Origin of the sequence: Xanthomonas euroxanthea (assembly GCF_903989455.1) — a bacterium.
Lineage (GTDB): Bacteria > Pseudomonadota > Gammaproteobacteria > Xanthomonadales > Xanthomonadaceae > Xanthomonas > Xanthomonas euroxanthea.
The window spans coordinates 1,705,917-1,731,827 of record NZ_LR861803.1 but is presented as its reverse complement, the minus strand read 5'-3'; the positions used below and the strand labels follow the sequence as shown (position 1 = coordinate 1,731,827).

Below are 25,911 nucleotides of genomic sequence, written 5' to 3'. Positions count from 1 at the left end.
CGCGGCGGCGGCGGCAATCGGCGCACAACAGGCGCATTGCAGCAGTTTTCGACGGGATGCGGAATGCGACATGGACGAGCCCCTGCTCTCTGGTTGTCTCGCGATCGTACACCGGGCCAGGCGCGGCACCATGGCCCGGCGCGGGCTTATGTCGACACGATTTCGCAACCCGCGCCCCCGGGTTCAGGTCCAGTCCGTCAGACCCTCGCGGCGATAGGTTTCCTGAAATGCCGGGCGGACTTTCATTCGCTGCGCATGCGCCTGCAGGGCCGGCCAGGTGTCGCTGGGCCGGGGCATGTTGCGCGACCAACGCATCAGCATGGTCAGCATGAAATCGGCCGCGGACAGGGTCTGGCCCAGCAGATACGGACCATTGGCCTGCAGGTGCGCGTCGACCTGGGCCCAGGCCGCTTCGAGCCTGGCGCGTGCCTGGACCTGCACGGCATCGGCATGCGCGGCGCCGGCCGGCTCGTCCGGATAGAACCAGGCCCGGTAGGCCGGCTGCAAGGTGTTGGCGCAGAAGAACATCCACCGGTAGTACGCCGCCCGTGCCGGCGTCCCCGGCGGCGGTGCCAAGCCAGCCTGCGGATGCAGGTCGGCCAGGTGCAGCACGATGGCCGCCGCCTCGGTCAGCACCTGCCCATCCAGCACCAGCGTCGGCACCACGCCGGCCGGGTTGAGTGCGAGATACGCGGGGGATTTCTGCTCGGCGCGCTCGAAATCGAGCGGATGCAGCACGTGCGGCACATCGAGTTCGATCAGCAGCCAATGCACGACCAGTGCGGCAGTGCTGGGGGCGTGGTACAGCGTCGTGGTCATGCAGACTCCCTCGTTAGTTGGTGCAGGACTAGTTGGTACAGGAACGCAAGCAGGCGAGCTTGTGCGGTTCACAGCGATTGACATCGCTCTGCTGGGTGCAATCGAACACCTGGGCCATGCAATTGGCCCGCTGCGCCGGATTCTGGGTGGCGTCGCAGCTCTTTCCGCGTGGTGCCACCGCCATGCGGCAGCTGCTTTCGCTGGGCCGGTCGGCGGCGCACTGCGCGGCGCGGCGGTTGCACTGCGCGATGCAGCGCTCCATCGCCGAGGGGCCGTCGAAGCGCGTTGCGGTGTCGCTGGGCTTGAGCGGCTTTTTCTCTGCAAACGGTACTGGCGCGGTGGCTTGCGGCGCATAGTTGCCGGACGGAAACAGCACGGTGGGCGGGGTCCTTTGTTGCGCTGCCAGCGGCAGGCTGGCGCACACCAGGACGGCAAGGCAGATGAGACGGAGCATTCCTGTTCTCCTGAGGGCGCCGGCATGTAGGCCCCGAGCATAGCCCGTTCCTGCCGGGCCGCCCGCACCCGACGTGAGACACGCATGCAGGCGTTTTTTCCAGGACCCAGGCACCGCGTGCGAACAGCAGGCACGCGCAGCGCCCAAACCGAAAACGGCGACGCAGTGCACGTGCGTCGCCGTTCCAGGTTTACTTACTCCACCACCACCGGAATCTTGCCGATGCGCGATTGCCACTGGCGCGGGCCGGTCTTGTGCACCGACTCGCCGGTGGCATCCACCGCCACCGTCACCGGCATGTCCTTGACCTCGAATTCGTAGATCGCCTCCATGCCCAGATCTTCGAAGGCCAGCACGCGTGCGGCCTTGATCGCCTTGGAGACCAGATAAGCCGAGCCGCCGACCGCCATCAGGTAGACGGCCTTGTTGTCGCGGATCGCATCGATGGCGGCATCGCCGCGCTCGGACTTGCCGACCATGCCCAACAGGCCGGTCTGCTCGAGCATCTGGCGGGTGAACTTGTCCATGCGCGTGGCGGTGGTCGGGCCGGCCGGGCCGACCACTTCGTCGCGCACCGGATCGACCGGGCCGACGTAGTAGATGAAGCGGTTGGTGAAGTCGACCGGCAGGGTTTCGCCGCGGTTGAGCATGTCGATCATGCGCTTGTGCGCGGCGTCGCGGCCGGTCAGCAGCTTGCCGTTGAGCAGCACCACTTCGCCCGGCTTGAAGCTGGCCACGTCCTCGCGGGTGATGGTGTCCAGGTTGACCCGGCGCGCATTGGTCGGGTTGTAGGTGAGCTTGGGCCAGTCTTCCAGCGACGGCGGATCCAGCATCACCGCGCCGCTGCCATCCAGGGTGAAGTGCGCATGGCGGGTGGCCGCGCAATTGGGAATCAGCGCCACCGGCAAGTTGGCGGCGTGGGTCGGGTAGTCCTTGACCTTGATGTCCAGCACCGTGGTCAACCCGCCCAGGCCCTGCGCGCCGATGCCGAGCGCGTTGACCTTCTCGTACAGTTCCAGGCGCAATTCCTCGGCACGATTGGACGCGCCGCGCGCCTGCAGGTCGACGATGTCGATCGGCTCCATCAGCGCTTCCTTGGCCAGCAGCATGGCCTTTTCCGCAGTGCCGCCGATGCCGATGCCGAGCATGCCCGGCGGGCACCAGCCGGCGCCCATGGTCGGCACGGTCTTGAGCACCCAGTCGACGATGGAGTCGGACGGGTTGAGCATGGCGAACTTGCTCTTGGCCTCCGAGCCGCCGCCCTTGGCCGCGACGATCACCTCGACATGGTGGCCGGGCACGATCTTGGTGTTGACCACCGCCGGGGTGTTGTCGCGGGTGTTGGTGCGCTTGCCGGCCGGGTCGGCCAGCACGCTGGCGCGCAGCTTGTTGTCGGGGTGGTTGTAGGCGCGGCGCACGCCTTCGTTGACCATGTCCTCCACGCCCATCGTGGCGTCGTCCCAGCGCACGTTCATGCCGATCTCGAGGAACACGGTGACGATGCCGGTGTCCTGGCAGATCGGGCGGTGGCCTTCGGCGCACATGCGCGAGTTGATCAGGATCTGCGCGATGGCGTCCTTGGCCGCCGGCGACTCTTCGCGCTCGTAGGCAGCGGACAGGTTCCTGATGTAGTCGACCGGGTGGTAGTAGCTGATGTACTGCAACGCGTCGGCGACGGACTGGATGAGGTCTTCCTGCTTGATCGAGGTCACGGCTGGCTCTACGGCTGGCGGGGGCAATCCGGCCATTTTAGTCGAAACTTCCGGCGCGTCCGGGCGTTGCGTCAATCGAGGCGATTGATCGGGCCATCGATCGCGCAGGGCCGGCCCGCGGCACGGGCGCGCCGCCAGACACCGATCGCGTTGCCGTGCAAGCGTGCAGCCAGCGCCGCAGCAGCGATCGCGCGCCACTGCCGCAATGCGCACTGCTGCGCTCCAACACCCCGCGCCCACGCAAAGCGCTGCACACTGATGCGATGTCAGCTCCCCGTTCCGGCGCCACCGCGCCCACCGTTCCCCGTCCCGGCCCCACCCTGCGCGAGCGCCTGGACGCGCTGCGCAACCTGCCCCCGTTCCTGCGCCAGATCTGGCAGACCAGCCGCTGGCTGAGCGCCAGCAGCATCGGCCTGCGCGTGCTGCGCGCGTTGATGCCGGTGGCGTCGCTGTATATCGGCAAACTGATCATCGACGAGGCGATCCACCTGGTCGGCCAACCACCGGCCTTCGACTCGCTGGCCCAGGCGCTGGGCAGCGGGCGCCTGAACCGGCTGCTGGAATTGCTGGCGCTGGAATTGGCCCTGGCGATCGGGTCGGACCTGCTCGGCCGGCTGGTCGGCTATGCCGATGCATTGCTGTCGGAACTGTTCAACAACGCCGCCAGCGTGCGCCTGATGGAACACGCCGCACAGCTGGATCTGGAGGATTTCGAAGACCCCGACCGGCAGGACAAGCTGGATCGCGCGCGGCGCCAGACCATGAACCGCATGAACCTGATGAGCCAGCTGTTCGGCCAGGTGCAGGACGCCATCACCGTGGTCAGCCTGGCGGTGGGCCTGGTGGTGTATGCGCCGTGGTTGATCCTGCTGCTGGCGATCGCCCTGATCCCGGCCTTCATCGGCGAGGCGCATTTCAACGCATTGGGCTATTCGCTCAACTTCCAGTGGACGCCGGAGCGGCGCCAGCTCGACTACCTGCGCCAGGTCGGCGCCAGCGTCGAGACCGCCAAGGAAGTCAAGATCCTCAACCTGCACCGGTTCCTGATCACGCGCTATCGCCGGCTGGCCGACAAGTTCTTCCAGGCCAACCGCGCACTGGCGCGCAAGCGTGCGTTGTGGGGCGCGTTGCTGGCTGCACTGGGCACGCTGGGCTACTACATGGCCTATGGCTACATCGCCTGGCGCACGGTGCGCGGCGATTTCAGCATCGGTGACCTGACCTTCCTGGCCGGCAGTTTCCTGCGTCTGCGCCAGTTGCTGGAAGGCCTGCTGATCGGGTTTTCGCAAGTCGCCGGCCAGGCCTTGTATCTGGACGATCTGTATTCGTTCTTCAACATCGTGCCGGAGATCCGCTCGCGCCCGAACGCGCTGCCGGTGCCACGACCGATCCGCCAGGGCTTCGTGTTCGAGGACGTGGGCTTCCGCTACCCGGATGCCGAGCAGTGGACGGTGCGGCATCTGGATTTCGAACTACGCGCCGGCGAGGTGCTGGCGCTGGTCGGCGAAAACGGCGCCGGCAAGACCACCCTGGTCAAGCTGCTGGCGCGGCTGTACGACCCGGACGAAGGCCGCATCCTGCTCGATGGCCAGGACCTGCGCGATTACGACCTGGACGATGTGCGCGCCAACCTGGGCGTGATCTTCCAGGACTTCGTGCGCTATCACCTGAGCGTGGGCGAGAACATCGGCGTCGGCCAGGTCGATGCGATGGACGATGCGCCGCGCATCCGCGCCGCTGCGCAGCGTGCGATGGCCGGCGAGCTGATCGACAGCCTGCCCGATGGCTACGACCAGTTGGTCGGGCGCCGTTTCAAGAACAGCGTGGACCTGTCCGGCGGGCAATGGCAGAAGATCGCCATCGCGCGCGCCTACATGCGCGATGCGCAGCTGATGATCCTGGACGAACCCACCGCCGCACTGGATGCGCGCAGCGAGTTCGAGGTGTTCCAGCGCTTCAAGGAGCTGTCGGACAACCGCACCGCGGTGCTGATCTCGCACCGCTTCTCCAGCGTGCGCATGGCCGACCGCATCCTGGTGCTGGCCGCCGGCCGCATCGAGGCCAACGGCACCCACGCCGAGCTGATGGCGCAGGGCGGGCGCTATGCGGAGCTGTTCGAGTTGCAGGCGGCGGGGTATCGGTGAGGCTGGGAATGGGGAGTCGGGAATGGGGAATCGTTAGAGGCGGCTTCGCGGCTGCTGACAGGCACTCAACCTCCCGATCCTGAAGGGGCCCAGATCTTTCGGCGCTGCACTCCATTCCCGATTCCCGATTCTCCATTCCCAGCCAAATGAGAGTTCATCTCATTTGGCCGGCTTGAGGTAGAATTGGCCGGTACTCTTCCCACGACACTTACCGGTATGTCTTCCGCTTTCGGCGCCGAAACGGTGCTTGAGGTCCGCCACTGGACCGATGCCTACTTCAGCTTCACCACCACCCGCGATGCCGGTTTCCGCTTCGAGAACGGGCAGTTCGTGATGATCGGCCTGGAGACCGAGACCCGCCCGCTGCTGCGGGCGTACTCGATCGCCAGTGCCAATTGGGAAGAACATCTGGAGTTCTTCAGCATCAAGGTGCCGGATGGCCCGCTGACCTCGCGGCTGCAGCACATCCAGCCCGGTGACAAGGTGCTGGTCGGCAAGAAGCCCACCGGCACGCTGCTGATCAGCGACCTGCACCCGGGCCGCAATCTGTACCTGCTGGGCACCGGCACCGGCCTGGCGCCGTGGTTGTCGGTGATCAAGGATCCGGAAACCTACGAGCGTTTCGACAAGGTGATCCTGACCCAGGGCGTGCGCTTCGTGCAGGATCTGGCCTACCGCGACTACTTCGAGCGCGAGCTGCCGCAGCACGAATTCCTCGGCGACCTGCTGCGCGAGAAGTTGCTGTATTACCCGGCGGTGACGCGCGAGGCGTTCGCCAATCAGGGCCGCCTGACCGAACTGATGGCCGATGGCCGCATGCAGCACACGCTGGGCTTGCCGCCGCTGGATCCGGCCAACGACCGCTTCATGATCTGCGGCAGCCCGCAGATGCTGGCCGACCTGCGCACCCTGCTGGACGCGCGTGGCTTCCAGACCTCGCCACGCATCGGCACGCCGGGGCATTACGTGTTCGAGCGCGCCTTCGTCGAGAAATGATGCGGCGCGCGTGAGACGTCAGCGCGATGCGGCGTTTCCTGTGCGGAACCAACCGCCGTAGGAGCGCACCCGGGCGCGATGAAGCGTTCCCGGTAATGCCTCATCGCGCCCAGGTGCGCTCCTACGATTCAACTAACGCGCGTTCGATGTCCGCCGCCAGGGCGTCCGGCTTGGTGGTCGGTGCGTAACGCTCCAGCACCGTGCCATCGCGGCCGATCAGGAATTTGGTGAAGTTCCACTTGATCGCTTCCGATCCCAGCACGCCACGCTGTTCGTGCTTGAGCCACCGCCACAGCGGATGCGCGCCGCTGCCGTTGACCTCGACCTTCTCGGCCAGCGGAAAATCCACGGCATAATCGAGCGAGCAGAACTGGCGGATCTGCGCGGCATCGCCCGGCTCCTGGTGACCGAACTGGTCGCAGGGAAACCCGATCACCACCAGCCCACGGTCGCGATAGCGCTGCCATAGCGCCTGCAGTCCGGCGTATTGCGGGGTAAAGCCGCATTTCGACGCGACATTGACCACCAGCACCACCTTGCCGGCGTAATCGCGCATCGACTGCGTACGACCGTCCAGGTCGGTGAATTCAAACGTGGAGATGTCACTCATGGCCGCCCCGCTGTGTGCAAGCAGGGCAGCGTAACGCAACGGCCCGTAGCGCGGCATCGCGATCGCAAGCGTGTCAGCGGGGAAAAGGCGGTCCTCGACGGATCCATTGCCGCAGCCACCTGGCCCTACCCGATGATCCCGACCGTTGCCGGCCGCTGGCACGGCGCACTAGCGGCCAGCATCGGCCAGGCAGGCAGATCGGCAGCTCGCCGGGCAGCCGGCATGCAGCCAAATGAAAAGCGTGCCGCAGCACGTATCTGCAGCGCCCGTCCGGCGGCGGCGCACGCACGGCGTCAGCGGTCCTGGGCCCGCAAGGCGCGCACCGCTCGCGCCCGCCTGATGGCAAGGCGAGGACCTTGCAGCCATGCCTTTTGTCACACGCCTGTCCGGCCCGGCTGGGGTAGCCTCGGCGGTTCGCACTTTGGAGCAACCCTCTTGACCACCCGTCTCGCCTTTGCCCTGGCCGCTTCCCTGGGACTTGCCATGCCGTCCTACAGCATCGCCGCACCTGCCACCACGCAGGCCGCCACCCACGCCAATCCGTTCTTCGCAGACAGCACGCTGCCGCTGCACTACCCGCAGTTCGACAAGATCACCGACAGCGACTTCGCACCCGCCTTCGACGCCGGCATGGCCGAGCAGTTGAAGGAAGTGGACAAGATCGCCAACCAGAAAGCCAAGCCGAGCTTCGACAACACCCTCATCGCGCTGGAAAAAAGCGGCGCCACGCTCGATCGTGCCACCACGGTGTTCTTCAACCTGGTCGGTGCCGACACCAACGACGCGCGCAAGAAACTGCAGGCCGACTACTCGGCGAAGTTCGCCGCGCACCGCGACGCGATCTCGCTCAACGGCAAGCTGTTCGCGCGCATCCAGACGCTATACGACCAACGCAGCCAGCTGGGCCTGGACGCGCAAGGCGTGCGCCTGGTCGAGAAGTACTACAGCGATTTTGTCCGCGACGGCGCCAAGCTCTCCGATGCCGACAAGACCACGCTCAAGGCGATGAATGCCGAGCTGGCCAACCTGGGCACCACCTTCAGCCAGAACGTGCTGGCCGAAGTCAATGCCGCTGCCGTCGTCGTCGATGACGTCAAACAGCTCGACGGCCTGTCCGAGGAGCAGATCGCCGCCGCCGCCGAAGCCGCCAAGGCGCGCAAGCTCGACGGCAAGTACGTGATCGCGCTGCTCAACACCACCGGCCAGCCGCCGCTGACACAGTTGAAGAATCGCGAACTGCGCAAGAAGATCTACGATGCCTCGGTCTCGCGTGGCAGCCACGGCGGCCAGTACGACAACACCGCGCTGGTGTCGCGCATCATGAAGCTGCGCGCCGACAAGGCCAAGCTGCTCGGCTTCCCGACCTACGCGGCCTATTCGCTGGAAAACCAGACCGCCAAGACGCCCGAAGCGGTCAACGCGATGCTGGGCAAGCTGGCACCGGCGGCGGTGGCCAACGCCAAGCGCGAGGCGGCCGACCTGCAGGCGATGATCGACAAGGAACAGAAGGCCGCACGCAAGCCGAGCTTCAAGCTCGAGGCCTGGGACTGGGCCTACTACAGCGAGAAGGTGCGCCAGGCCAAGTACAACTTCGACGAATCCCAGCTCAAGCCGTACTTCGAGCTGAAGAACGTGCTGGAAAACGGCGTGTTCTACGCGGCCAACCAGGAATATGGCCTGACCTTCAAGCAGCGCACCGACCTGCCGACCTACCGCGACGACATCACCGTCTATGACGTGTTCGACGCCGACGGCAAGCAGCTGGCGATCTTCATCGCCGACATGTACGCACGCGAATCCAAGCGCGGCGGCGCCTGGATGAACTCCTACGTATCGCAGTCGGCGCTGACCGGTTTCAAGCCGGTGGTCGCCAACCACCTCAACATCCCCAAGCCGCCGGCCGGCCAGCCGACGCTGCTGACCTGGGATGAAGTGACCACCATGTTCCATGAGTTCGGCCATGCGCTGCACGGCATGTTCTCGGACGTCAAATACCCGTATTTCTCCGGCACCAGCGTGCCGCGCGACTTCGTCGAGTTCCCCTCGCAGGTCAACGAGATGTGGGCCGACGAGCCGTCGATCCTGAAGAACTACGCCAAGCATTACCAGAACGGCACGCCGATGCCGCAGGCCTTGCTGGACAAGGTGATTGCCGCGTCCAAGTTCAACCAGGGCTTTGCCACCACCGAGTACCTGGGTGCGGCCATGCTCGATCAGAACTGGCACCAGATCAGCGCCAGCCAGGTGCCCGACGCCGCCGGCGTGATGGCCTTCGAAGCCAAGGCCCTGCAGCAGGACGGCATCGCCTACGCGCCGGTGCCGCCACGCTACAAGACCCCGTATTTCAGCCACATCATGGGCGGTTACGCGGCTGGCTATTACGCCTACATCTGGTCGGAAGTGCTCGACGCCAACACCCAGCAGTGGTTCAAGCAGCACGGCGGGTTGAGCCGCGCCAACGGCGACCGGTTCCGTCAGACCCTGCTCTCGCGCGGCGGCAGCGTCGATGCGATGGAGCTGTTCCAGAACTTTGCCAGCCATGCACCGCAGATCGAGCCGCTGCTCGAGAAGCGCGGCCTGAGCGCGCAAGGTGGCGATGGCGCCACACCGGAAGCGCCGCAGTCCAAGCCGTAATCGCACTGCAGTGAAATGAAGACGCCGCCCGGAGCGATCCGGGCGGCGTTTTTGTTGGTCGCCATCAGAAGACCTGCTGCAGTCAGCGCAAACGCCGCGCTCAGAGCTCGACCGAATCCACGCCGTCGAGCAGTTTCCTCAACAGCTTTTCCAGCCGCACCTGCTCGGCATCGCTGATGCCGGACGTCTCTGCATTGAGCAGCGTGCAGGCATCGGGCAGCAGACTGTTGATCAACGCCAACCCCGCAGGCTGCAAGGTCAGCATGATCTTGCGTCGATCGTCCGGACTGCTGCCCCGCGCGATCAATCCCTTCTCGCACAACTGATCGGTGAGGCGGGTGATGTTGGCCGGCTTCTCGCTGGCAGCCTCGGCCACCTCGGTGGGCGTGATCGCCTGCTCCGGGGTGCCGTAGAGCATCATCAGAATCTCGTACTCCGGCGGGCTGATGCCGTAGGGCTTCAACCGCACACACCCTTGCGTGTGCAGCCGCTTGTAGAGATGCTTGATCAGCCTCACCAGGACGGCCGGTTCCCGCGGAAACGCCGGATAGCGCACACAGGTGTGGTCCACGCGACGTGCGGTTGGATCGAAACTACTCATATCACCCGTTTGATTACATTACTGAATGGCCAAGCCATTCAATCACATCGTCTGCCGGGTGACACCTCAGCGTGCGAAGAGATGTACATATTCCGGCGCGACCCACGCCAACAACGTCGAGGCAGCGACCTCGGCCGTCTGCGTGCCATCCGAGTATGGCCCCACCTGATACGGCGGAAACACGAACCGAAGCGCGGTGATCTGCCCGGCAGCATTGAGCACCGGCACGAACTGGGCAAAGTTGTCGACCTGCGCCGCAGTGCCTTCGGCAATCATGCGATCGGCCGAGGCCACTTGCGCGGCCTGCTCTTCGACCGGCACACGCTCGGCTTCCACGCGTTGGGCGGCGGCGTTGTGCAATTGCACCGCCACCTCGCGCCCGATCGCCTCCCAGCCTGCCGGGTCCGGAATCAGGGCCTGCGCAGTCAATTGCCTGCGCTCCTTGACCAGCCAGACGAAGCGCGCCACCAACGGTTCGCCATGCGCACCACCGGTGTAGCGGCTGCCGTCGGCGGACACGACGATCAGGTCCGGGGTCTGCAACACGGTCTCGAACGCCAGCGACAATTCGTAGGGCGCAGCCGGCTTGTCGTTGCCGAGCCCGGACACCGCCTGCATGAGTTCGGCACGCGCTGCCTGCGCATAGCTGCGGATCAGCGCGCTCAGTTCGGGAAATGCGTCCAGCCCGCGCGGATAACTGATACCCACCATATAGGCGGGCGCGTGCTCAATCACGTCTTCCAGCGGTCCGCTTTGCACAAGCACCGGCTCTGCCGGCGGTGCCGTCGCAACGCTCGCCTCAGCGGCCGGCTCTGCCGATTCGGCCGTCGTCGGCGCGCGCTGGCTACAGCCTGCCAGCACGGCCAGCATCAGCAAGCCCCCGACTGCGTTCACTCCTGACAACCGCCCCATTCCCGCCTGCTCCCTTCGATACATCTGCAAAGACTCGCCGCCGCCGCTCAGGCCAGCAGATCCTGAAACTGTTGGTGCCGCCGGATATACGCCTGCGCGTAACTGCAGGCAGGCACGACCGTGTAGCCCTGCTGCCGTGCATGGGCCAGGGCCGCCTCGACCAGCGCTGCGGCAATGCCACGCCCGGCGATCGCGTCCGGCACCTGCGTGTGGGTGATGGTCATGCGCTCGCCTTCCAGACGGTACGCCAGCTCGGCGCGTTGTCCATCGGTGTCTACGCTGAAAAGCTGCTGCGCGGAATCGTGATCTGCCTGCACTTTCGCTGCCTCCATGGTGGTCTGCACGAGGCAGTGACGATGACGATCAGTGTGACCAGCGCGGCGCCGCGCCTGCGTGAAAATGAATCGATGCCGTGACTGCCCGCGCAGCCTGCCGAGCAGGCACTTAAGTTCGCTCGCGCCGCGCCGATAGCTCAGCCGAAGGCGCCCGTTGCCACTGGGGGCGGTACGACCTGCCAAGGCCTTCGCCTTACCTACGAGGAGTCACCGCATGAACACCGATTCGGCAGGACACAGCGCAGACAGCGATAGCTCGCTGCTGGAAGGCCTGTTCCAGTTCGCCATCAAGGGCGACACCCACAACCCCGACTTCGCGCAGCTCAACGACACGGTGTACCAGCGCCTGCAGCAGGCCTACGGCGCGGTGCCCACCAGCAGCGTCGGTAACGGGCAGAAGCGCGACGCGGCCTGAGCCGGCATCGCATCACTCGCCAGGACCCATCGCGCGTTGGCGCTGGTCCTGGCCCGGTCGCCCAAGGCGACCCGCTATTGCCACCACTTCGACCTAGCGCGCATGCCCGCCTGCGGCCAGCGGCGCGTGTGCCCGCCGCTATCAGCCGAAGCGCGGGTTGGACAGCTGCTCCAGGAATACCTGCAGCACGCGCGGCTCCATGATCAGCATGAACATCACGCCGAACGCGGCACCGGCCAGGTGCGCGCTGTGGTTGATGCGGTCGCCGCCGCGGCGGTCCATCCACAGGCTGTAGCCGACGTAGAACACCGCGTAGATGATCGCCGGCGCCGGAATGAACAGCACCAGGATGATGGTCCACGGCTGCAGCAGGATGAAGGCGAACAACACCGCCGACACCGCGCCGGAGGCGCCCAGGCTGAGATAGTTCGGGTTGTTCTGGTTCTTCAGATAGCTGGGCAGGATCGAGACCACCAGCGCCGCCAGATAGAACAGCGGATAGGTCAGCACGCTGCCGGTCAGCTGGGTCATCACGTTTTCGATCACCCGGCCGAAGAAGAACAGCGTGATCATGTTGAAGACCAGGTGGCCCAGGTCGGCATGGATGAAGCCGTAGGTGACCAGGCGGTCGTACTGCTTGTGCTTGTCCAGCGCCGGCGGCCACAGCACCAGCCGGTCGGCCAGCTTGCGGTTGTTGAACGCCATCCACGAGACGATGCCGGTGATGGCGATCAGGATCAGGGTAATCATGCGGACCTCAGGCAGAACGGTAATTGTCGACCATGCGATACCGGCGCGCGTACAGGCCGAAGGCCAGTGCCGCCAGAAACGCGAAGGCCGCGAAGAAGAACATCAGAAATGCCGCCTCACTGAGCCCAGTATCGGCGATGTGGGAGGTCACCGTCGCATTGCGTACCGCCACGTTCGACAGCAGCACCCATAGATTGCCCACCGTGGTGGTCAGGTACCAGAAGCTCATCACCACGCCCTTCATCGACGGCGGTGCCTGGCTGTAGGCGAACTCGATCCCGGTGGCCGACACCAGCACCTCGCCGAAGGTCAGCAGCGCATAGGGCAGGATCTGCCAGGCGATATGCATCGGCTCGCCGCCGTCCATGCTGATCTGGATGGCACCGACCGTGATCCAGGCCAGGCCGCCGAAAGCGATGCCACAGGTCATACGGCGCAGCGCTGTCGGCTCCCAGCCGCCACGCCGCAGCAGCGGATACAACACCAGATTGTTGAACGGGATCAGCAGCATCACCAGCAGCGGATTGAGCGCCTGCATCTGCGAGGCGGTGAACCAGGCCGGCATCGTCATCTCGCGCCCCTGCAGCACCCAGGTGGAGGCCTTCTGGTCGAACAGCGAGAAGAACGGCGTCACCAGCGCGAAGATCACCAGCACCCGCAGCAGCGCGCGCACGCCTTCGACCGCGGTATCGGGATGGACGCCACGCGCACGCTCCAGCTGCCACCAGGTGCCGCCACCGATACCGGCCAGCAACAGCACCAGCGCCATGCACAGGCAGATGACGATGCCGAGCTGGTCGACCAGCGCGACGCAGGCCAGCGCCAGCAGCACCGAGACGATTGCCAGCATCAGGCCCGGACGGCCCTGCCCCGGCGCCTGGGCCAGCAATGCAGTGCGCACCACCGTACCGAAGCCGTGCGGATCCTTCGGCGGCAACGGCACCCGCACATAGCGCCTGCGGCCCAGCCAGAACACCAGCGTGGCCACGAACATCAGGATGCCGGGAATGCCGAACGCCCACGCCGGGCCGAGATGCTTCAGCGCCAGCGGGATCAACAACGAGGCAAACAACGAGCCGAAGTTGATGATCCAGTAGAAGCCGTCGAACACCACCTTGGCCAGGTGCTTGTTGGACTGGTCGAACTGGTCGCCCATGAACGAGGCCACCAGCGGCTTGATGCCGCCCGCACCCAGCGCGATCAAGCCCAGCCCGACAAAGAATCCGCTGCGGCTGCCTTCGAACAGCGCCAGGCAGGCATGGCCGGCGCAATACACTAGGCTGAACCACAGGATGGTGTTGTACTTGCCGAAGAAGCGATCGGCCAGCCAACCGCCGAGTAGCGGGAAGAAAAACACCCCGATCATGAAACTGTGCAGGATGTGCTTGGCCTCGGCCTCACGGCCGGGCCCGCTGACTTCCTGCAACAGCAGCGAGGTGATCAGGAACTGCACCAGGATGTTGCGCATCCCGTAGAAGCTGAAACGCTCGCAGGCTTCGTTGCCGATGATGAAGGGAATCTGGCGCGGCAGCCGTGCACCGGCAGTGGCGCCCGGCAAGGTGGAAGTGGTCAAGGGCAGTCCGGTCGAGCGAAAAAACACGCGCTATCGTACCGGCGGCTGCCGGTTGGCCGCCATCGCGACCATGGGATAAGGCCACGGGCGCGCCGCTGCATGCGTCGAGCGCCGCACCTGGCAGGCGTTGATTGCGGACCCGGCGGGCGGGTGGCTGCCGTTGCGGCACACCTGGCCAGTGACTCGGCCCAGGCGTGCCGTCCCGCCGTCGATACACCGCAACCACGCCGATCACACGCAAGTCATGACGCAGTGCAGATTGGCCTGCTGCGCCGGCTCGGCTACATTGCAAACGTTTTCCTGGAACACTGGACCGCTGGATGCCCCGCTTCACCCGCCTGGCCCTGAGCCTGCTGCTGCTGACCACCTGCCCCGCCGCACTGGCCGCCGAACCGCTGACCACCCAGGCCGAGCGCAGCGGGTTCGCGCAAACCGGACGCTACGATGAAGTCATCGCACTCTGCGATGCCTTTGCACAGCGCTACCCGCAGGCGGTGCGCTGCATCGAATTCGGCACCACCCCGGAAGGCCGGCCGATGAAGGCGCTGGTCGTCTCCACCAGCGGGGCACTGGATGCCGGCAGCGCTGCGCAACGCACGTTGCCGGTGGTGCTGGTGCAAGGCGGCATCCATGCCGGCGAGATCGACGGCAAGGACGCGGGGTTTCTGGCCCTGCGCGAATTGCTGGACGGCAAGATCGGCAAAGGCGTGCTCGACAAACTGGTCTGGGTGTTCGTGCCGGTGTTCAACGTCGACGGGCACGAGCGCTTCGGCGCCTGGAACCGGCCCAATCAGCGCGGCCCCGCACAGATGGGCTGGCGTACCACCGCGCAGAACCTCAACCTCAATCGCGACTACCTCAAGGCAGACGCACCGGAAATGCAGGCGATGCTGCGGCTGGTCCAGCAATGGGATCCGCTGATGTATGTGGACCTGCACGTCACCGATGGCGCCAAGTTCGAACACGACGTGTCGGTGCAGGTGGAGCCCGTGCACGCCGGCGATGCCACGCTGCAACGCGACGGCACGCGCTGGCGCGATGCGGTGATTGCCGACCTGGCCAAGCAGGGCTCGCTGCCGCTGCCGTATTACCCCTCGTTCGTGCACGAGGACGACCCGGCTTCGGGCTTTGCCGATGACGTGTCGCCGCCGCGTTTTTCGCATGGCTATTTCCTGCTGCGCAACCGCTTCGGCATGCTGGTGGAAACGCATTCGTGGAAGACCTACCCGGTACGTGTGCGCGTCACCCGCAACGCGATCGTGTCGGTGCTGCAGCAGGCCGCGCGCAACGGTGCCAGATGGCGCGCCGATGCACTGGCGGCCGATCAGCGTGCAACCAAATTGGCTGGCGAGATGGAGCCGTTGAGCTTCGCTGCCGGCCCGGCCGCACGCACCGTGGCCTTCCGTGGCTACGCCTACACGCGCACGCCCTCGCCGATTTCCGGGGCGTTGATGACGCGCTACGACGAGACCAGGCCACAGGTGTGGAAGGTGCCGTTACGCGACCAGATCAAGCCCGACGTGGTGGTCGATGCGCCACGCGGCGGCTACCTGGTGCCTGCCGCGCAAGCGGCCCTGGTGGCGGAGAAACTGCGCCTGCACGGCATCGCCTTCGACACCATCGCCACCACCGGCACCCATCCGGTACAGAGCTTCCGTGCCGACACCGCCACGTTTGCCGCGCGCTCCAACGAAGGCCACCAGAACCTGGCAATCACCGGGCAGTGGCGCGACGACACCCGCACCGTGCCGGCCGGCTCCTTGTTCGTGCCGATCGCCCAGCCCAGGTCGCGCCTGGTGATGGCAATGCTGGAACCGCAGGCGCCGGATTCGCTGCTGCAATGGGGCCAGTTCAACACCGCATTCGAGCGCAAGGAATACATGGAGGATTACGTGGCCGAAGAGGTCGCGCGCGACATGCTCGAACGCGACCCGGCAGTGAAGGCGCAATTCGAACAGCGCCTGGCCAGCGACGCGGCCTTCGCGGCCGACCCGAAGGCACGCCTGGAATTCTTCGCTCGCCTGCATGCCTCCTGGGACGAGCGCTACCGCTTGTATCCGGTGTTACGCACCGCGCAGACGCAGTTCTGACGCGGCACCGATTCCGGCCAACACCTTGGCGCGCACGCGCCCGCTTTGAACACGGGCAGTGCGCTGCCCTCCCCTGATTGCAACCGCACCACAAGGACCACTCGTGCCACATCCCGATATGAAACCGTTTACAAATTCCCGACCACGCCGTCTCGCGCTCGCCATCGCCGTTGGCGCCAGCGTCGCGTTTGCCGCCCCGCTCGGCGCACAGACCGCCGCTGCAGCGCAGCCGTGGATGGACACCGCCCTGACCGCGGACCAGCGTGCCGACCGCCTGCTCGCGCAGATGAGCGACGACGAAAAATTCCAGATGCTGCGCAGCTACTTCGGCCTGGGCACCGACAAGATTCCCAAGCCCGAAGGCGCACTGGGCTCGGCCGGCTATGTCCCCGGCATCCCGCGCCTGGGCGTCCCGGCGCAGCAACTGGCCGATGCGGGCGTGGGCGTGACCAATCCCGGCGGCATCCGCAAGGGCGACTTCGCCACCGCCATGCCGTCCGGCCCTTCCACGGCATCGAGCTGGAATCCGCAGCTGGCGTATGCCGGCGGCAAGACCATGGGCCGCGAATCCTGGCAGCAGGGCTTCAATGTGCTGCTGGCCGGCAGCGTCAACCTGCAGCGCGACCCGCGCAACGGGCGCAATTTCGAATATGCCGGCGAAGACCCGCTGCTGGCCGGCACCATGGTCGGCGAGTCGATCCGCGGCGTGCAGAGCGAGCACGTGCTGTCGACGATGAAGCACTACGCGCTCAACGACATGGAGACGCGCCGCAATTTCCATAGCGCGGAGATCGGCGAGCAGGCGATGCACGAATCGGACCTGCTGGCGTTCGAGATTGCGCTGAAGATCGGCGACCCCGCCTCGGTGATGTGCTCCTACAACAAGATCAACGGCATCTACGGCTGCGAGCACGATTACCTGCTCAACCAGGTGCTCAAGCAGGAATGGAAATACCCCGGCTATGTGATGTCCGACTGGGGTGGCGTGCACAGCGGCTCCAAGGCGGCCCTGGCCGGACTGGATCAGCAATCGGCCGGCGAAGTGTTCGATGCGGCGGTGTTCTTCGACGCGCCGTTGCGCATGGCGGTGTCGGCCGGCGTGGTGCCGCGCGCGCGCTTCGACGACATGGTCAAGCGCGTGCTGCGCAGCCTGTTCGCGCATGGCGCGTTCGATCATCCGACCCAGCGCCAGCCGATCGATGGCAAGGCCGGGCTGCTGTCGGCGCAGCATGTCGCCGAAGAAGGCAGCGTGCTGCTGCGTAACGAGCGGGCCACCTTGCCGCTGTCCACGGACGTGCGCCGCATCGCGGTGATCGGTGGCTACGCCGACAAGGGCGTGATGTCCGGCGGCGGTTCCTCGCGGGTGGACTACACCATCAACGGCGGCAACGCCGTGCCCGGCATCACCCCGACCACCTGGCCGGGCCCGGTGATCATCCATCCGTCCTCGCCGCTGCAGGCACTGCGCGCCGCGTTGCCGAACGTGCAGATCGATTATGTCGACGGCAAGGACCGCGCTGCCGCGGCACGCGCGGCCAAGGCCGCCGATATGGCGATCGTGTTCGCCACCCAATGGTCGGCCGAATCGGTGGACCTGCCGGACATGCAATTGCCCGACAACCAGGATGCCTTGATCGAGGCGGTGGCCAGGGCCAACCCCAGGACCACCGTGGTGCTGGAAACCAACGGCCCGGTGCGCATGCCCTGGGCCGAGCGCGTGCCGGCGGTGCTGCAGGCGTGGTATCCGGGCATCGGCGGCGGCGAGGCGATCGCCAACCTGCTGACCGGCAAGGTCAATCCCTCCGGCCATCTGCCGGTGACCTGGCCGGTGGACGAATCGCAGCTGCCGCGCCCGTCGATTCCGGGCCTGGGCTTCAAGCCGGCCAAGCCGGGCGAAGACACGATCGACTACGCCATCGAAGGCGCCAACGTCGGCTACAAATGGTTCGCCGCGCGCAAGCTGACCCCTCGCTACCCGTTTGGCCATGGCCTGTCGTACACCCAGTTCCGCATGGGCGGGCTGCGCGTGGACGCCAACGGCAGCCAGCTCACGGCGAACTTCGAGGTGGAAAACATCGGCCCGCGCGAAGGCGCCGCCGTGCCGCAGCTCTACGTCACCCTGCCCAGCGGCCACGCCACCCCGCTGCGCCTGATCGGCTGGCAGAAGCTCACGCTCAAGCCGGGCGAAAAGCGCAACGTGCAGGTGATCGCCGAACCCAAGACACTGGCCGACTTCGATGCCAAGACACGCCACTGGACGATTGCCGCCGGTACCTATCGCGTGCAACTGGCGCGTTCGGCAGGCGAACCAGTGCAGAGTGCGGAGGTCACCTTGCAGGCGGCGCAGCTGCCGTGATCGCGTGCCGCGGCGGGTATGCAGTGCGCGTGTCTGCCGCGCCGTCTTCTCCCGTGGCCGGCATGCACCCGCCACCACGAAGAATTTGTGCCAGATGCGTTGACAGCGTCGCGCGTAACTTGCACAATTCGCCTCCTGAGTCGCCCAGGTGGCGGAATTGGTAGACGCACTAGCTTCAGGTGCTAGCGGGGGCAACTTCGTGGAGGTTCGAGTCCTCTCCTGGGCACCACGACTCACGGTAGATCGCAAAAAACCCCGCGCAGGCGGGGTTTTTTGCGTCTGGGCCGTGCTATGGGACGATAGTGTGCGGCATCGGTGATGTCTGCAGATCGGCAGCGTCGCAAGGCTGCGGCGCCAGTGACTTTCGACACGCGACCAGCTGTTGTCGCTGTGGCGACCATGTACGACGCCTCCACGACGGCAGCACGCCCCATGCGCATCCTCCTCTGGCTTGCCCTGCTGCCGGCCGTTGCCAGTCTGCATGCACAGGCACAGCAGACCGACAAACAGGATGCCCCGCGCCATCGCGCGCAGGTGTCTTCGCAGCAATGCGGTCTCGGCACACCATTCAACGTGCTCGCCGACAGCGGCGGCATCTGGCTTTACCGCGACAGCGATTGGCCACGCGAAATTTTCTTCCACGGCGGCGAACTGAGCATCGACCACAAGCTGCAGCAGACCAGCACGGCCGATGCACGACGCCTCTGGGAGATGGAACAGCGCACCCGCGCACTGATGCCGCAGGTTGCCGGCATTGCACATCAGGTAATCGACCTCAGTTACGACGCACTCGGCGGTGTCATCGAGGTCATGACAGGCAGTGCGCTCAACGCCCGCAAGATCGAACGGCTGCGTAAACGCGCACGTGCGTATGTCGACGGCACCCTGGGCAAGGGGCGTTGGGAGCAGAAGGCCTTCGGCGGCAACTTCGCAAATTACGTCGAACACGAAGCCGAGCAGTTCAAGGGCAGCATCGCGCGCCACATGCTCTGGCAGATCGTCACCGGGCGTTCGGACGGAATCGACAAACGCGCCCAACAGATGGAGGGCCAACTGGATGCAAGGCTGGACGCCCAGGCGTTCACCATCGAGGCCAACGCCAACGCGCTGTGCACCCAGGTGCAAGCACTGCGTCAGTTACAGGACGCGCTTGAGTTCCGCTACCAGGGCAAGCGGCTGCAACTGCTCGCGCCCCTGCAGGACGACACGCCGCGCCATGACGCCGAGCATGCCGAACAGAAGTCTGACAACGGCGACGCACCACCAAACCGCGCAGTCAAGCTGCAACCAGTAACAAACAGCTGAGGCCTCACGCCCTCGGTCGGATCATTGTTTCCCTGGCGGGGCGGGCATGCCCTTGATGCGCTGCCGGATGGCGCTCGAACGGGCGAGATCTCCGCTTGCCTCATACGCCTCGGCAAGGCTGTCCAGCGCATTGCGGGACGCCGGAAACAGCAACACGTTGAGCGCAAACACACGAATCGCCGCATCTGCGTCGATCAAGGCTGCAGCGCCCTCACCGCCCCAAACGGTTCGTTGGTTGCTTTGCGAAGCGCTACGCAACCGACCATCCCGACTGGCTCTTGCCCGCCCACCGTCGCGGGACCTTACGCGGCATGGATGCCGCGTAAGCGCCTACACGGACGTACTTGCGGCGTGTCCCGCGATGGTGGGCGGGCAAGGGCCCCGCAGCCAAGTCGCAGATCATTCGCTCTGCACTGGACCGACGTGAGGTCGTTGTCTTAGCCGATGTCAGAACGGCCAAGCGCCTTGTTAGCCGGCGCCTAATGCCCCCCGGCCGCCGCTGCGCCGCCCGCACCTGCACCGAACGGCGGCTTGGCCAGCCACAGGAAGAAGATGATCGCCAGGAAGGTCCAGCCGAGCAGGTAGAAGATGTCGTTGAAGCCCATCTGCGAGGCCTGGTGATTGATCATGTTGTTCAGCGATGCTGCGCCGCGTTGCAGGTCGCCCTGCCCCATCGCGGTGACCTGCTCCTGCATGCCCGGGGTGTACACCGAAATGTGTTCGGTGATGTGCGCGTGGTGCACCTGGGTGCGGCGTGCCCACAGATAGGTGGTCAACGATGCGGCAAAACTGCCGCCCAGGGTGCGCAGGAAGGTGGCCAGGCCTGACCCTGCCGCGATCTCGCGACCGTCCAGGTCCGAGAGCAGAATCTGCAGCACCGGCATGAAGAACAGGGCCACGCCCACGCCCATCACCAACTGGACCGTGGCCACATGGCCGAAGTCCACCTGCAGGTTGAAGTTCGAGCGCAGGAAGCTGGTGAACGACAGGAAGATGAAGGCAACGGTGGCGAGCATGCGCAGGTCGAACCGCAGCGCGTACTTGCCCACGAATGGGGTCATCAACACCGGCAGGATGCCGATCGGCGCGGTGGCAAGGCCTGCCCAGATCGCGGTGTAGCCCATGTCGCGTTGCAGCCATTGCGGGATCAGCAGGCTCACGCTGAAGAACGCTGCATACGCCACCACCATCGCCAGGGTGCCGGCACGGAAGTTGCGGTGCCGGAACAGCTTGAGATCGACGATGGGGTCCTTGTCGGTGAGTTCCCAGATCACGAACACCACCAGCGCTACCGCGGCAACGCAGGCCAGCACCACGATCTTGTCGGAGGAGAACCAGTCCTCGTCGTTGCCCAGGTCCAGCACCAGTTGCAGCGCACCGACGCCGACCACCAGCAGGATCAGGCCGATGTAGTCCATGCGCGGTTTTTCCAGCTGCTCGGGACGATGCCGCAGCTGCGAGCCGACGATGCTGCTGGCGATGATGCCCAGCGGCACGTTGATCAGGAAGATCCATTCCCAGCTGTAGTTGTCGGTGATCCAGCCGCCCAGGATCGGCCCGGCAATCGGTGCCACCACGGTGATCATCGCCAGCAGGGCGAGCGCCTGCCCGCGTTTTTCGCGCGGGTAGATCGACACCAGCAGGCTCTGGGTGATCGGGTACATCGGCCCGGCAACAAACCCCTGCAGCGCACGCGATACCACCAGCATGCCCATGCTCTGGGCCAGGCCGCACAACAACGAGGCAATGGTGAAGGCCAGCGTCGACCACACGAACAGCTTGGTCTCGCCGAAGCGCCGGCTCAGCCAGCCGGTCAACGGCAGGGCGATCGCGGTACTGACCGCGAACGAGGTGATGACCCAGGTCGCCTGCTGCGAGCTGGCGCCGAGATTGCCGGCGATGGTCGGCAACGAGACGTTGGCGATGGTGGTGTCCAGCACCTGCATGAACGAGGCCATCGCCAGGCCCACGGTGCACAGCGCCACGCTCGCCGGGCGAAAGCCGGCGGCGGGCGCAGGTGCCGAGGGACCGCCTGGCGCGGTGGGAGCTTGCGAGGACATGCTGGCTCAGCCCGCCTTGGACGCAGCCTGCGCAGGCAGGTTGTCCTGGATGATGCGTTGGATGTCCGCGTCGGCGGCCTGCAACTGCTGCGCATACACGTCGGTGGAGAACACCGCGCCATTGGCGAACTTGGTCGGCAACACGCTGCCCTGCTGGTCGTGCAGGTTGACGTCGACCTTCATCGACAAGCCGATGCGCAGCGGATTGCCGGCCAGTTGCTTGGCATCCACCGCGATGCGCACGGGCACGCGCTGCACGATCTTGATCCAGTTGCCGCTGGCGTTTTGCGCCGGCAACAGCGAGAACGCGCTGCCGGTGCCCAGGCCCAGGCTCTCGATGCGGCCGGTGTAGTTCACGCCGCCGCCGTACAGATCCGAATGCAGTTCCACTTCCTGGCCCAGGCGCATGTGCTTGAGCTGGGTTTCCTTGAAGTTGGCTTCCACCCACACCTGTTCCAGCGGCACCACCGCCATCAGCACGCTGCCGGGCTGCACGCGCTGGCCCAGTTGCGCCGAACGGCGTGCCACGTAGCCGGACACCGGCGCAATCACCCCGGTGCGGGCATGGTTGAGATAGGCCTGGCGCAGCTGTGCGGCGGCGGTCTGCACGTCGGGCTGGTTGGCCACCGCGCTATCGTCCACCAGCGCGCGGTTGCGTTCGAAGCTCTCGCGCGAACCGCTCACTGCCGCTTCGGCAGCGGCCAGCTCTTCGCGGGCATGCGCCAGTTCTTCGCTGGAGATCGCGCCGCTGGCGGCCAGATCCTTGCGGCGCGCGAAGTCGGCACGCGCGCTGCGCAGGCTCACCTCGCGCGAAGACAGGTCGGCCTGCGCGCCTTCCACGCTGCGGTACAGACCACGCACCTGGCGCACGGTCTTGGCCAGGTTGGCCTCGGCCTGCTGCAACGCGACCGCGGTGTCGGCCGGGTCCAGCTGCACCAGCAACTGGCCGCGCTCCACGCGCATGCCGTCTTCGGCGCCGATGCTGACCACGGTGCCGCCAACCATCGGGGTGATCTGCACCTGGTTGCCTTGCACGTAGGCGTCGTCGGTGTCTTCGTGCCAGCGGCCGACCAGGAAGTACCACACCACAAGACCGATGATCGCCAGGATCACCACAATGGCCACGATGCGCAGCGCCGCGCGGCGCTTGCTGGGCGCGGCCGGCGCAGGTTGGGAAGAAGTTGGAGTCGTCTGGCTCATCGTCGCTGTCTCAGGAATTCGGTTGTGCGGAAGTGGTCTCGGCGTGTGCGGTATCGCGCGCAGGTTCCGGCGTGAATCCGCCGCCCAGGGCACGCTGCAACCTCACCGAGGCCAACAGTTGTTGCGATTGCAGGCTGGCCATGCGCTCGCGCGCGGTGAGCAATTGCTCCTGCACGCTGAGCACTTCCAGATAGCTGCCGATGCCGGCGTGGTAGCGCTGTTGGGCAAGCGCGAAGGCGGCCGACACAGTCTGCACGGCGTCGTCCTGCGCGCGTGTGCGCTGCTCCAGCGAACGCACTGCGTTGACCTGGTCGGCCACCTCGCGCAGGGCGTCGATCACCTTCTGGTTGTAATCGGCCACCGCCAGGTCGTACTGCGCATCGCTGCCGGCCAGATTGGCGCGCAGCTTGCCGCCATCGAAGATCGGCAGGCTCAGCGCCGGCGCAACCACGCCAAGTACCGAGGCGCTTTCCAGCAACTGGCCGACGTCGCGATTCACCACCCCGCCCAGTGCAGTGATGTTGAAGCTGGGGTAGAAGCGGGTCTTGGCCGCGGCGATGTCCTGATTGGCCGCCTCCACGCGCCAGCGCGCGGCGACCACATCGGGACGGCGGCCCAGCAGGTCGGCCGGCAGGTTGCTGGGCAGCTGCGCGGCGATGGCCGCGCCCAGCGTCGGGCGCGCGATCTCCAGCCCGCGATCCGGGCCCTGCCCGACCAGGGCGGCCAGCGCGTTGCGCGCCTGGTCGATCTGCTGCTGCGCCGACTGCAGCTGCTGCTGCGCCGACGGCACGCGGGCCTGCGCCTGGCGCACCTGCAGATCGCTGTCGATGCCGGCGCTGCGGCGTTGCCGGGTGAGGTCCAGGGTCTTCTGCGCGCGGGTCAATTCATCGTTGGCCACGTCATGCAGGCGCCATGCATAGTCGAGCTGCGCATAGGCCTCGGCGATCGCCGCCGACAGGTTCAGGCGTGCCGCCTGTGCATCCACGTCGGCCGCATGCGCCTGGTCCACCGCCGCTTCCCAGGTGGCGCGCTTGCCGCCCCACAGGTCCACGCCGTAGCGGAAGTCCAGCACCACCTGCGCGCTGCCGGCATAGCTGCCGCCGCGCTCCTCGCCCACCATCGATTCGGGCAATTGCAGGCCGGTGTAGCCGCCGGAGACCGACAGGCTGGGGCCGCGATCGGCCTGGGCGGTACCGATGCGTGCCTGCGCCTGGCGCAGGCGTGCGTCGGCCGCGGCCAGGCTGGGGCTGTGCTGCAGGCCTTCGGCAATCAGCGCATTCAATTGCGCATCGCCCAAGGCGCGCCACCAGTCGCTGGTCGGCCAGGCGGCCGGGCTCAGGTTGGCCTGGGCGAGGGTGCGCTCGGCATGCAGCGCGCCCGGCTCCAGCACGGTGCCCTGCGGGGCAAGCCCGCGGCTGCTGGCGCAGGCAGCCAGCGCCAGCGTCAGCGCAGTGAGGACGAGCGGCCGCGCAAGCTGCGTGGAGCGCAGGCGCAGCATCTGAATCGGGGAACTAGCAGCGTTCATGAGTTGAGTGCATCGCGGACACGGATGAGGAGAGAGGTGAGTTGCTCGCGCTCGGGCGGGGCCAGATCGCGCAGGCCATGCTCGATGGCGCGTTCGCCGCGCAGCTTCAGGCGCTCCCACAGCGCCACGCCCTGTTCGGTCATGACGATCTGCAGCGCACGCCGGTCCTGCGCATGCGGCTCGCGTCGCACCGCACCGAGCGCTTCGAGCTTGTCGAGCAGGCGGGTGACCGCGCTCGGGGTCTGGTCCAGCGCCAGCGCCAGTTCGTTGGCCGTGCAGGGCGAGCGCACCGCCAGGATCTTCAGGCCGACGTAGTGGCTGAAGCCGAAGTCCGGCAGCTCGCCCTTCATTTCGGCATCGAGCTGGCGCATCAGCGCGTCACGCACCTGGCGCAACAGCAGCCCGAACGACGGCGAGGTGGTGGAGAGGTCATTCATGGCGGGCTATTTTCTTCCGAAAAATATATTTGTCAACGCAAATATCCCGGAAGGTATTAAACCGCCAGCAAGGATCGCCACCTTACGCGGCTACATGTCTGGCCTGGTAATACAATTGCGCCAATGACTGTCGAAAACCCGCCAACCACGGTCGATGCGCTGCCGCCCGGTGTGCGGGACAGCTTCGAGTGGGCCGACGGACCGGAGGTGATCGCGTTCCTGGCCAATCTGCGCGCGGTATGGGCGCCGGAGGCGGTCCGGCACGCCCATGTCCGCGGGCAATTGATGTACGTGGAGCACGGCGTGCTGACGGTGCATACCGCGCAGGGAACCCTGTCGCTGCCGCCGGGCTGCGCCGGCTGGATGCCGCCCGGGCAGCAGCACACCGTGGAGCTGGCCGGGCCGCTGCGCGGCTGGGGCGTGGTGGTCCGGCCGGATGCCTGCGCTGCGCTGCCCGCGCAAGGCGGGGTGATCCGCCTGACTGCACTCGCCCGCGAGGTGATCATGCGCGCAGCGGACTGGCCCCTGGGTCAGCCATTGGACCCCGCGCGGCAACGCCTGGCCGCGGTGCTGCTGGACGAGCTGCGGCAGGTGCAGATCGACCACCTGCACCTGCCGATGCCGGCCGACCGCCGGCTGCTGCGCATCGCCCGGCAGTTGCTGGAAACGCCGGCCGACCCGCGCCCGCTGGACGCCTGGGCTGACTGGGGCGGGCTGTCGGCGCGCAGCCTGAGCCGGCATTTCCGCAGCGAGACCGGGTTGAGTTTCGCGCAATGGCGGCAGCAGGCGCGGCTGGCGGAAGCACTCCGGCGGCTCGGCCAGGGCAGCCCGGTCGCCCAGGTCGCCGACCAGCTCGGATACAGCAGCCCCAGCGCCTTCGTCAGTGTGTTTCACCGCCATTTCGGCGCCCCACCCACGCGTTATCTGGCCGGCACGCATGCGCGCGGCTTGGCATCCCCCGCCGCATCCGGATAATCGGCGCT

The 25,911-nt window shown here is 66.3% G+C and carries 22 protein-coding genes and 1 tRNA gene; 9 read left to right on the top strand and 14 right to left on the bottom strand.

All coding sequences use genetic code 11. The features are described 5' to 3' along the window. Positions 1 to 183: 183 nt before the first annotated feature. The 3 genes from H7A86_RS07445 to H7A86_RS07435 form a co-directional block, all read right to left on the bottom strand. A complete protein-coding gene (locus H7A86_RS07445; protein ID WP_119132330.1) occupies positions 184 to 819 on the bottom strand; it encodes a glutathione S-transferase family protein in 636 nt (211 codons plus the stop codon). Positions 820 to 847: 28 nt separating this feature from the next. Next, entirely contained in the window at positions 848 to 1,273 is a 426-nt protein-coding gene (locus H7A86_RS07440; protein WP_164739662.1) for a hypothetical protein, read from the bottom strand. Between the two features lie 194 nt (positions 1,274 to 1,467). Then, positions 1,468 to 2,985 carry a fumarate hydratase gene (locus H7A86_RS07435; protein ID WP_167765157.1) on the bottom strand — a complete coding sequence of 506 codons (1,518 nt, stop codon included), beginning with the start codon at positions 2,983 to 2,985 and terminating at the stop codon, positions 1,468 to 1,470. A gap of 263 nt (positions 2,986 to 3,248) precedes the next feature. Here H7A86_RS07435 and H7A86_RS07430 point away from each other — a divergent pair, with 263 nt between their 5' ends. Then, a complete protein-coding gene (locus H7A86_RS07430; protein ID WP_119132450.1) occupies positions 3,249 to 5,129 on the top strand; it encodes an ABC transporter ATP-binding protein in 1,881 nt (626 codons plus the stop codon). A 216-nt stretch (positions 5,130 to 5,345) separates the two neighbouring features. Then, complete coding sequence (locus tag H7A86_RS07425) at positions 5,346 to 6,125, top strand: ferredoxin--NADP reductase (RefSeq protein WP_104645084.1); 780 nt, start codon at positions 5,346 to 5,348, stop codon at positions 6,123 to 6,125. Positions 6,126 to 6,246: 121 nt separating this feature from the next. On the opposite strand, the gene H7A86_RS07420 is transcribed toward H7A86_RS07425, so the two are convergent. Then, entirely contained in the window at positions 6,247 to 6,735 is a 489-nt protein-coding gene (locus H7A86_RS07420; protein WP_119132451.1) for a glutathione peroxidase, read from the bottom strand. 435 nt (positions 6,736 to 7,170) lie between these two features. Between H7A86_RS07420 and H7A86_RS07415 the strand changes: the two genes are divergently transcribed. After that, a complete protein-coding gene (locus tag H7A86_RS07415; protein ID WP_180708068.1) occupies positions 7,171 to 9,369 on the top strand; it encodes a M3 family metallopeptidase in 2,199 nt (732 codons plus the stop codon). Positions 9,370 to 9,469: 100 nt separating this feature from the next. Here the strand turns inward: H7A86_RS07415 and H7A86_RS07410 are convergent, their stop codons facing one another. From H7A86_RS07410 to H7A86_RS07400, 3 genes are all read right to left on the bottom strand, one after another. Continuing rightward, positions 9,470 to 9,970 carry a MarR family winged helix-turn-helix transcriptional regulator gene (locus H7A86_RS07410; RefSeq protein ID WP_104583365.1) on the bottom strand — a complete coding sequence of 167 codons (501 nt, stop codon included), beginning with the start codon at positions 9,968 to 9,970 and terminating at the stop codon, positions 9,470 to 9,472. A gap of 66 nt (positions 9,971 to 10,036) precedes the next feature. Further along, complete coding sequence (locus H7A86_RS07405) at positions 10,037 to 10,882, bottom strand: DUF3298 and DUF4163 domain-containing protein (RefSeq protein WP_119132334.1); 846 nt, start codon at positions 10,880 to 10,882, stop codon at positions 10,037 to 10,039. Positions 10,883 to 10,929: 47 nt separating this feature from the next. Beyond that, positions 10,930 to 11,214 carry a GNAT family N-acetyltransferase gene (locus H7A86_RS07400; RefSeq protein WP_119132452.1) on the bottom strand — a complete coding sequence of 95 codons (285 nt, stop codon included), beginning with the start codon at positions 11,212 to 11,214 and terminating at the stop codon, positions 10,930 to 10,932. A gap of 217 nt (positions 11,215 to 11,431) precedes the next feature. On the opposite strand from H7A86_RS07400, the gene H7A86_RS07395 reads away from it, so the two are divergent. Further along, positions 11,432 to 11,632, top strand: coding sequence for a hypothetical protein (locus H7A86_RS07395; RefSeq protein ID WP_119132335.1), 201 nt, complete (start codon positions 11,432 to 11,434; stop codon positions 11,630 to 11,632). A 141-nt stretch (positions 11,633 to 11,773) separates the two neighbouring features. Here the strand turns inward: H7A86_RS07395 and H7A86_RS07390 are convergent, their stop codons facing one another. Together H7A86_RS07390 and H7A86_RS07385 are read right to left on the bottom strand one after the other, a co-directional pair. After that, positions 11,774 to 12,382, bottom strand: a complete 609-nt coding sequence (locus H7A86_RS07390; protein ID WP_104532558.1) for a rhomboid family intramembrane serine protease — start codon at positions 12,380 to 12,382, stop codon at positions 11,774 to 11,776. Positions 12,383 to 12,389: 7 nt separating this feature from the next. After that, positions 12,390 to 13,955 (bottom strand): POT-type proton-dependent oligopeptide transporter, encoded by a 1,566-nt coding sequence (locus H7A86_RS07385; protein WP_119132453.1) that lies wholly within the window; start codon positions 13,953 to 13,955, stop codon positions 12,390 to 12,392. 320 nt (positions 13,956 to 14,275) lie between these two features. Here H7A86_RS07385 and H7A86_RS07380 point away from each other — a divergent pair, with 320 nt between their 5' ends. From H7A86_RS07380 to H7A86_RS07365, 4 genes are all read left to right on the top strand, one after another. Then, positions 14,276 to 16,045 (top strand): M14 family metallopeptidase, encoded by a 1,770-nt coding sequence (locus tag H7A86_RS07380; protein ID WP_119132336.1) that lies wholly within the window; start codon positions 14,276 to 14,278, stop codon positions 16,043 to 16,045. A gap of 118 nt (positions 16,046 to 16,163) precedes the next feature. Then, complete coding sequence (locus tag H7A86_RS07375) at positions 16,164 to 18,401, top strand: beta-glucosidase family protein (RefSeq protein ID WP_119132337.1); 2,238 nt, start codon at positions 16,164 to 16,166, stop codon at positions 18,399 to 18,401. Between the two features lie 142 nt (positions 18,402 to 18,543). Beyond that, positions 18,544 to 18,630 (top strand) — tRNA-Leu (locus H7A86_RS07370). Between the two features lie 170 nt (positions 18,631 to 18,800). Continuing rightward, positions 18,801 to 19,706, top strand: a complete 906-nt coding sequence (locus H7A86_RS07365) for a DUF2884 family protein (protein WP_232099285.1) — start codon at positions 18,801 to 18,803, stop codon at positions 19,704 to 19,706. 21 nt (positions 19,707 to 19,727) lie between these two features. On the opposite strand, the gene H7A86_RS07360 is transcribed toward H7A86_RS07365, so the two are convergent. The 5 genes from H7A86_RS07360 to H7A86_RS07340 form a co-directional block, all read right to left on the bottom strand. Further along, on the bottom strand, positions 19,728 to 19,904 hold the full coding sequence (locus H7A86_RS07360) for a hypothetical protein (RefSeq protein WP_180708067.1): 177 nt from the start codon (positions 19,902 to 19,904) through the stop codon (positions 19,728 to 19,730). Positions 19,905 to 20,185: 281 nt separating this feature from the next. Continuing rightward, on the bottom strand, positions 20,186 to 21,766 hold the full coding sequence (locus tag H7A86_RS07355) for a DHA2 family efflux MFS transporter permease subunit (RefSeq protein WP_104583372.1): 1,581 nt from the start codon (positions 21,764 to 21,766) through the stop codon (positions 20,186 to 20,188). A gap of 6 nt (positions 21,767 to 21,772) precedes the next feature. After that, positions 21,773 to 22,966: an HlyD/EmrA/EmrK family protein gene (locus H7A86_RS07350; protein WP_104583373.1), complete on the bottom strand. Its 1,194-nt coding sequence runs from the start codon at positions 22,964 to 22,966 to the stop codon at positions 21,773 to 21,775. Positions 22,967 to 22,976: 10 nt separating this feature from the next. Beyond that, positions 22,977 to 24,464, bottom strand: a complete 1,488-nt coding sequence (locus tag H7A86_RS07345) for an AdeC/AdeK/OprM family multidrug efflux complex outer membrane factor (protein ID WP_164739082.1) — start codon at positions 24,462 to 24,464, stop codon at positions 22,977 to 22,979. A 23-nt stretch (positions 24,465 to 24,487) separates the two neighbouring features. Further along, positions 24,488 to 24,928, bottom strand: coding sequence for a MarR family winged helix-turn-helix transcriptional regulator (locus H7A86_RS07340; protein WP_104583375.1), 441 nt, complete (start codon positions 24,926 to 24,928; stop codon positions 24,488 to 24,490). Between the two features lie 123 nt (positions 24,929 to 25,051). Between H7A86_RS07340 and H7A86_RS07335 the strand changes: the two genes are divergently transcribed. Continuing rightward, positions 25,052 to 25,903 (top strand): AraC family transcriptional regulator, encoded by an 852-nt coding sequence (locus H7A86_RS07335; RefSeq protein WP_119132338.1) that lies wholly within the window; start codon positions 25,052 to 25,054, stop codon positions 25,901 to 25,903. Positions 25,904 to 25,911 lie beyond the last annotated feature (8 nt).

Bases quoted from the DNA above. Each gene is read 5' to 3' on its own strand.
- H7A86_RS07445 (WP_119132330.1), bottom strand. From the start codon at position 819: ATGACCACGACGCTGTACCACGCCCCCAGCACTGCCGCACTGGTCGTG.
- H7A86_RS07440 (WP_164739662.1), bottom strand. From the start codon at position 1,273: ATGCTCCGTCTCATCTGCCTTGCCGTCCTGGTGTGCGCCAGCCTGCCG.
- H7A86_RS07430 (WP_119132450.1), top strand. From the start codon at position 3,249: ATGTCAGCTCCCCGTTCCGGCGCCACCGCGCCCACCGTTCCCCGTCCC.
- H7A86_RS07425 (WP_104645084.1), top strand. From the start codon at position 5,346: ATGTCTTCCGCTTTCGGCGCCGAAACGGTGCTTGAGGTCCGCCACTGG.
- H7A86_RS07420 (WP_119132451.1), bottom strand. From the start codon at position 6,735: ATGAGTGACATCTCCACGTTTGAATTCACCGACCTGGACGGTCGTACG.
- H7A86_RS07410 (WP_104583365.1), bottom strand. From the start codon at position 9,970: ATGAGTAGTTTCGATCCAACCGCACGTCGCGTGGACCACACCTGTGTG.
- H7A86_RS07405 (WP_119132334.1), bottom strand. From the start codon at position 10,882: ATGGGGCGGTTGTCAGGAGTGAACGCAGTCGGGGGCTTGCTGATGCTG.
- H7A86_RS07400 (WP_119132452.1), bottom strand. From the start codon at position 11,214: ATGGAGGCAGCGAAAGTGCAGGCAGATCACGATTCCGCGCAGCAGCTT.
- H7A86_RS07395 (WP_119132335.1), top strand. From the start codon at position 11,432: ATGAACACCGATTCGGCAGGACACAGCGCAGACAGCGATAGCTCGCTG.
- H7A86_RS07390 (WP_104532558.1), bottom strand. From the start codon at position 12,382: ATGATTACCCTGATCCTGATCGCCATCACCGGCATCGTCTCGTGGATG.
- H7A86_RS07380 (WP_119132336.1), top strand. From the start codon at position 14,276: ATGCCCCGCTTCACCCGCCTGGCCCTGAGCCTGCTGCTGCTGACCACC.
- H7A86_RS07375 (WP_119132337.1), top strand. From the start codon at position 16,164: ATGAAACCGTTTACAAATTCCCGACCACGCCGTCTCGCGCTCGCCATC.
- H7A86_RS07365 (WP_232099285.1), top strand. From the start codon at position 18,801: ATGTACGACGCCTCCACGACGGCAGCACGCCCCATGCGCATCCTCCTC.
- H7A86_RS07355 (WP_104583372.1), bottom strand. From the start codon at position 21,766: ATGTCCTCGCAAGCTCCCACCGCGCCAGGCGGTCCCTCGGCACCTGCG.
- H7A86_RS07350 (WP_104583373.1), bottom strand. From the start codon at position 22,966: ATGAGCCAGACGACTCCAACTTCTTCCCAACCTGCGCCGGCCGCGCCC.
- H7A86_RS07345 (WP_164739082.1), bottom strand. From the start codon at position 24,464: ATGCTGCGCCTGCGCTCCACGCAGCTTGCGCGGCCGCTCGTCCTCACT.
- H7A86_RS07340 (WP_104583375.1), bottom strand. From the start codon at position 24,928: ATGAATGACCTCTCCACCACCTCGCCGTCGTTCGGGCTGCTGTTGCGC.
- H7A86_RS07335 (WP_119132338.1), top strand. From the start codon at position 25,052: ATGACTGTCGAAAACCCGCCAACCACGGTCGATGCGCTGCCGCCCGGT.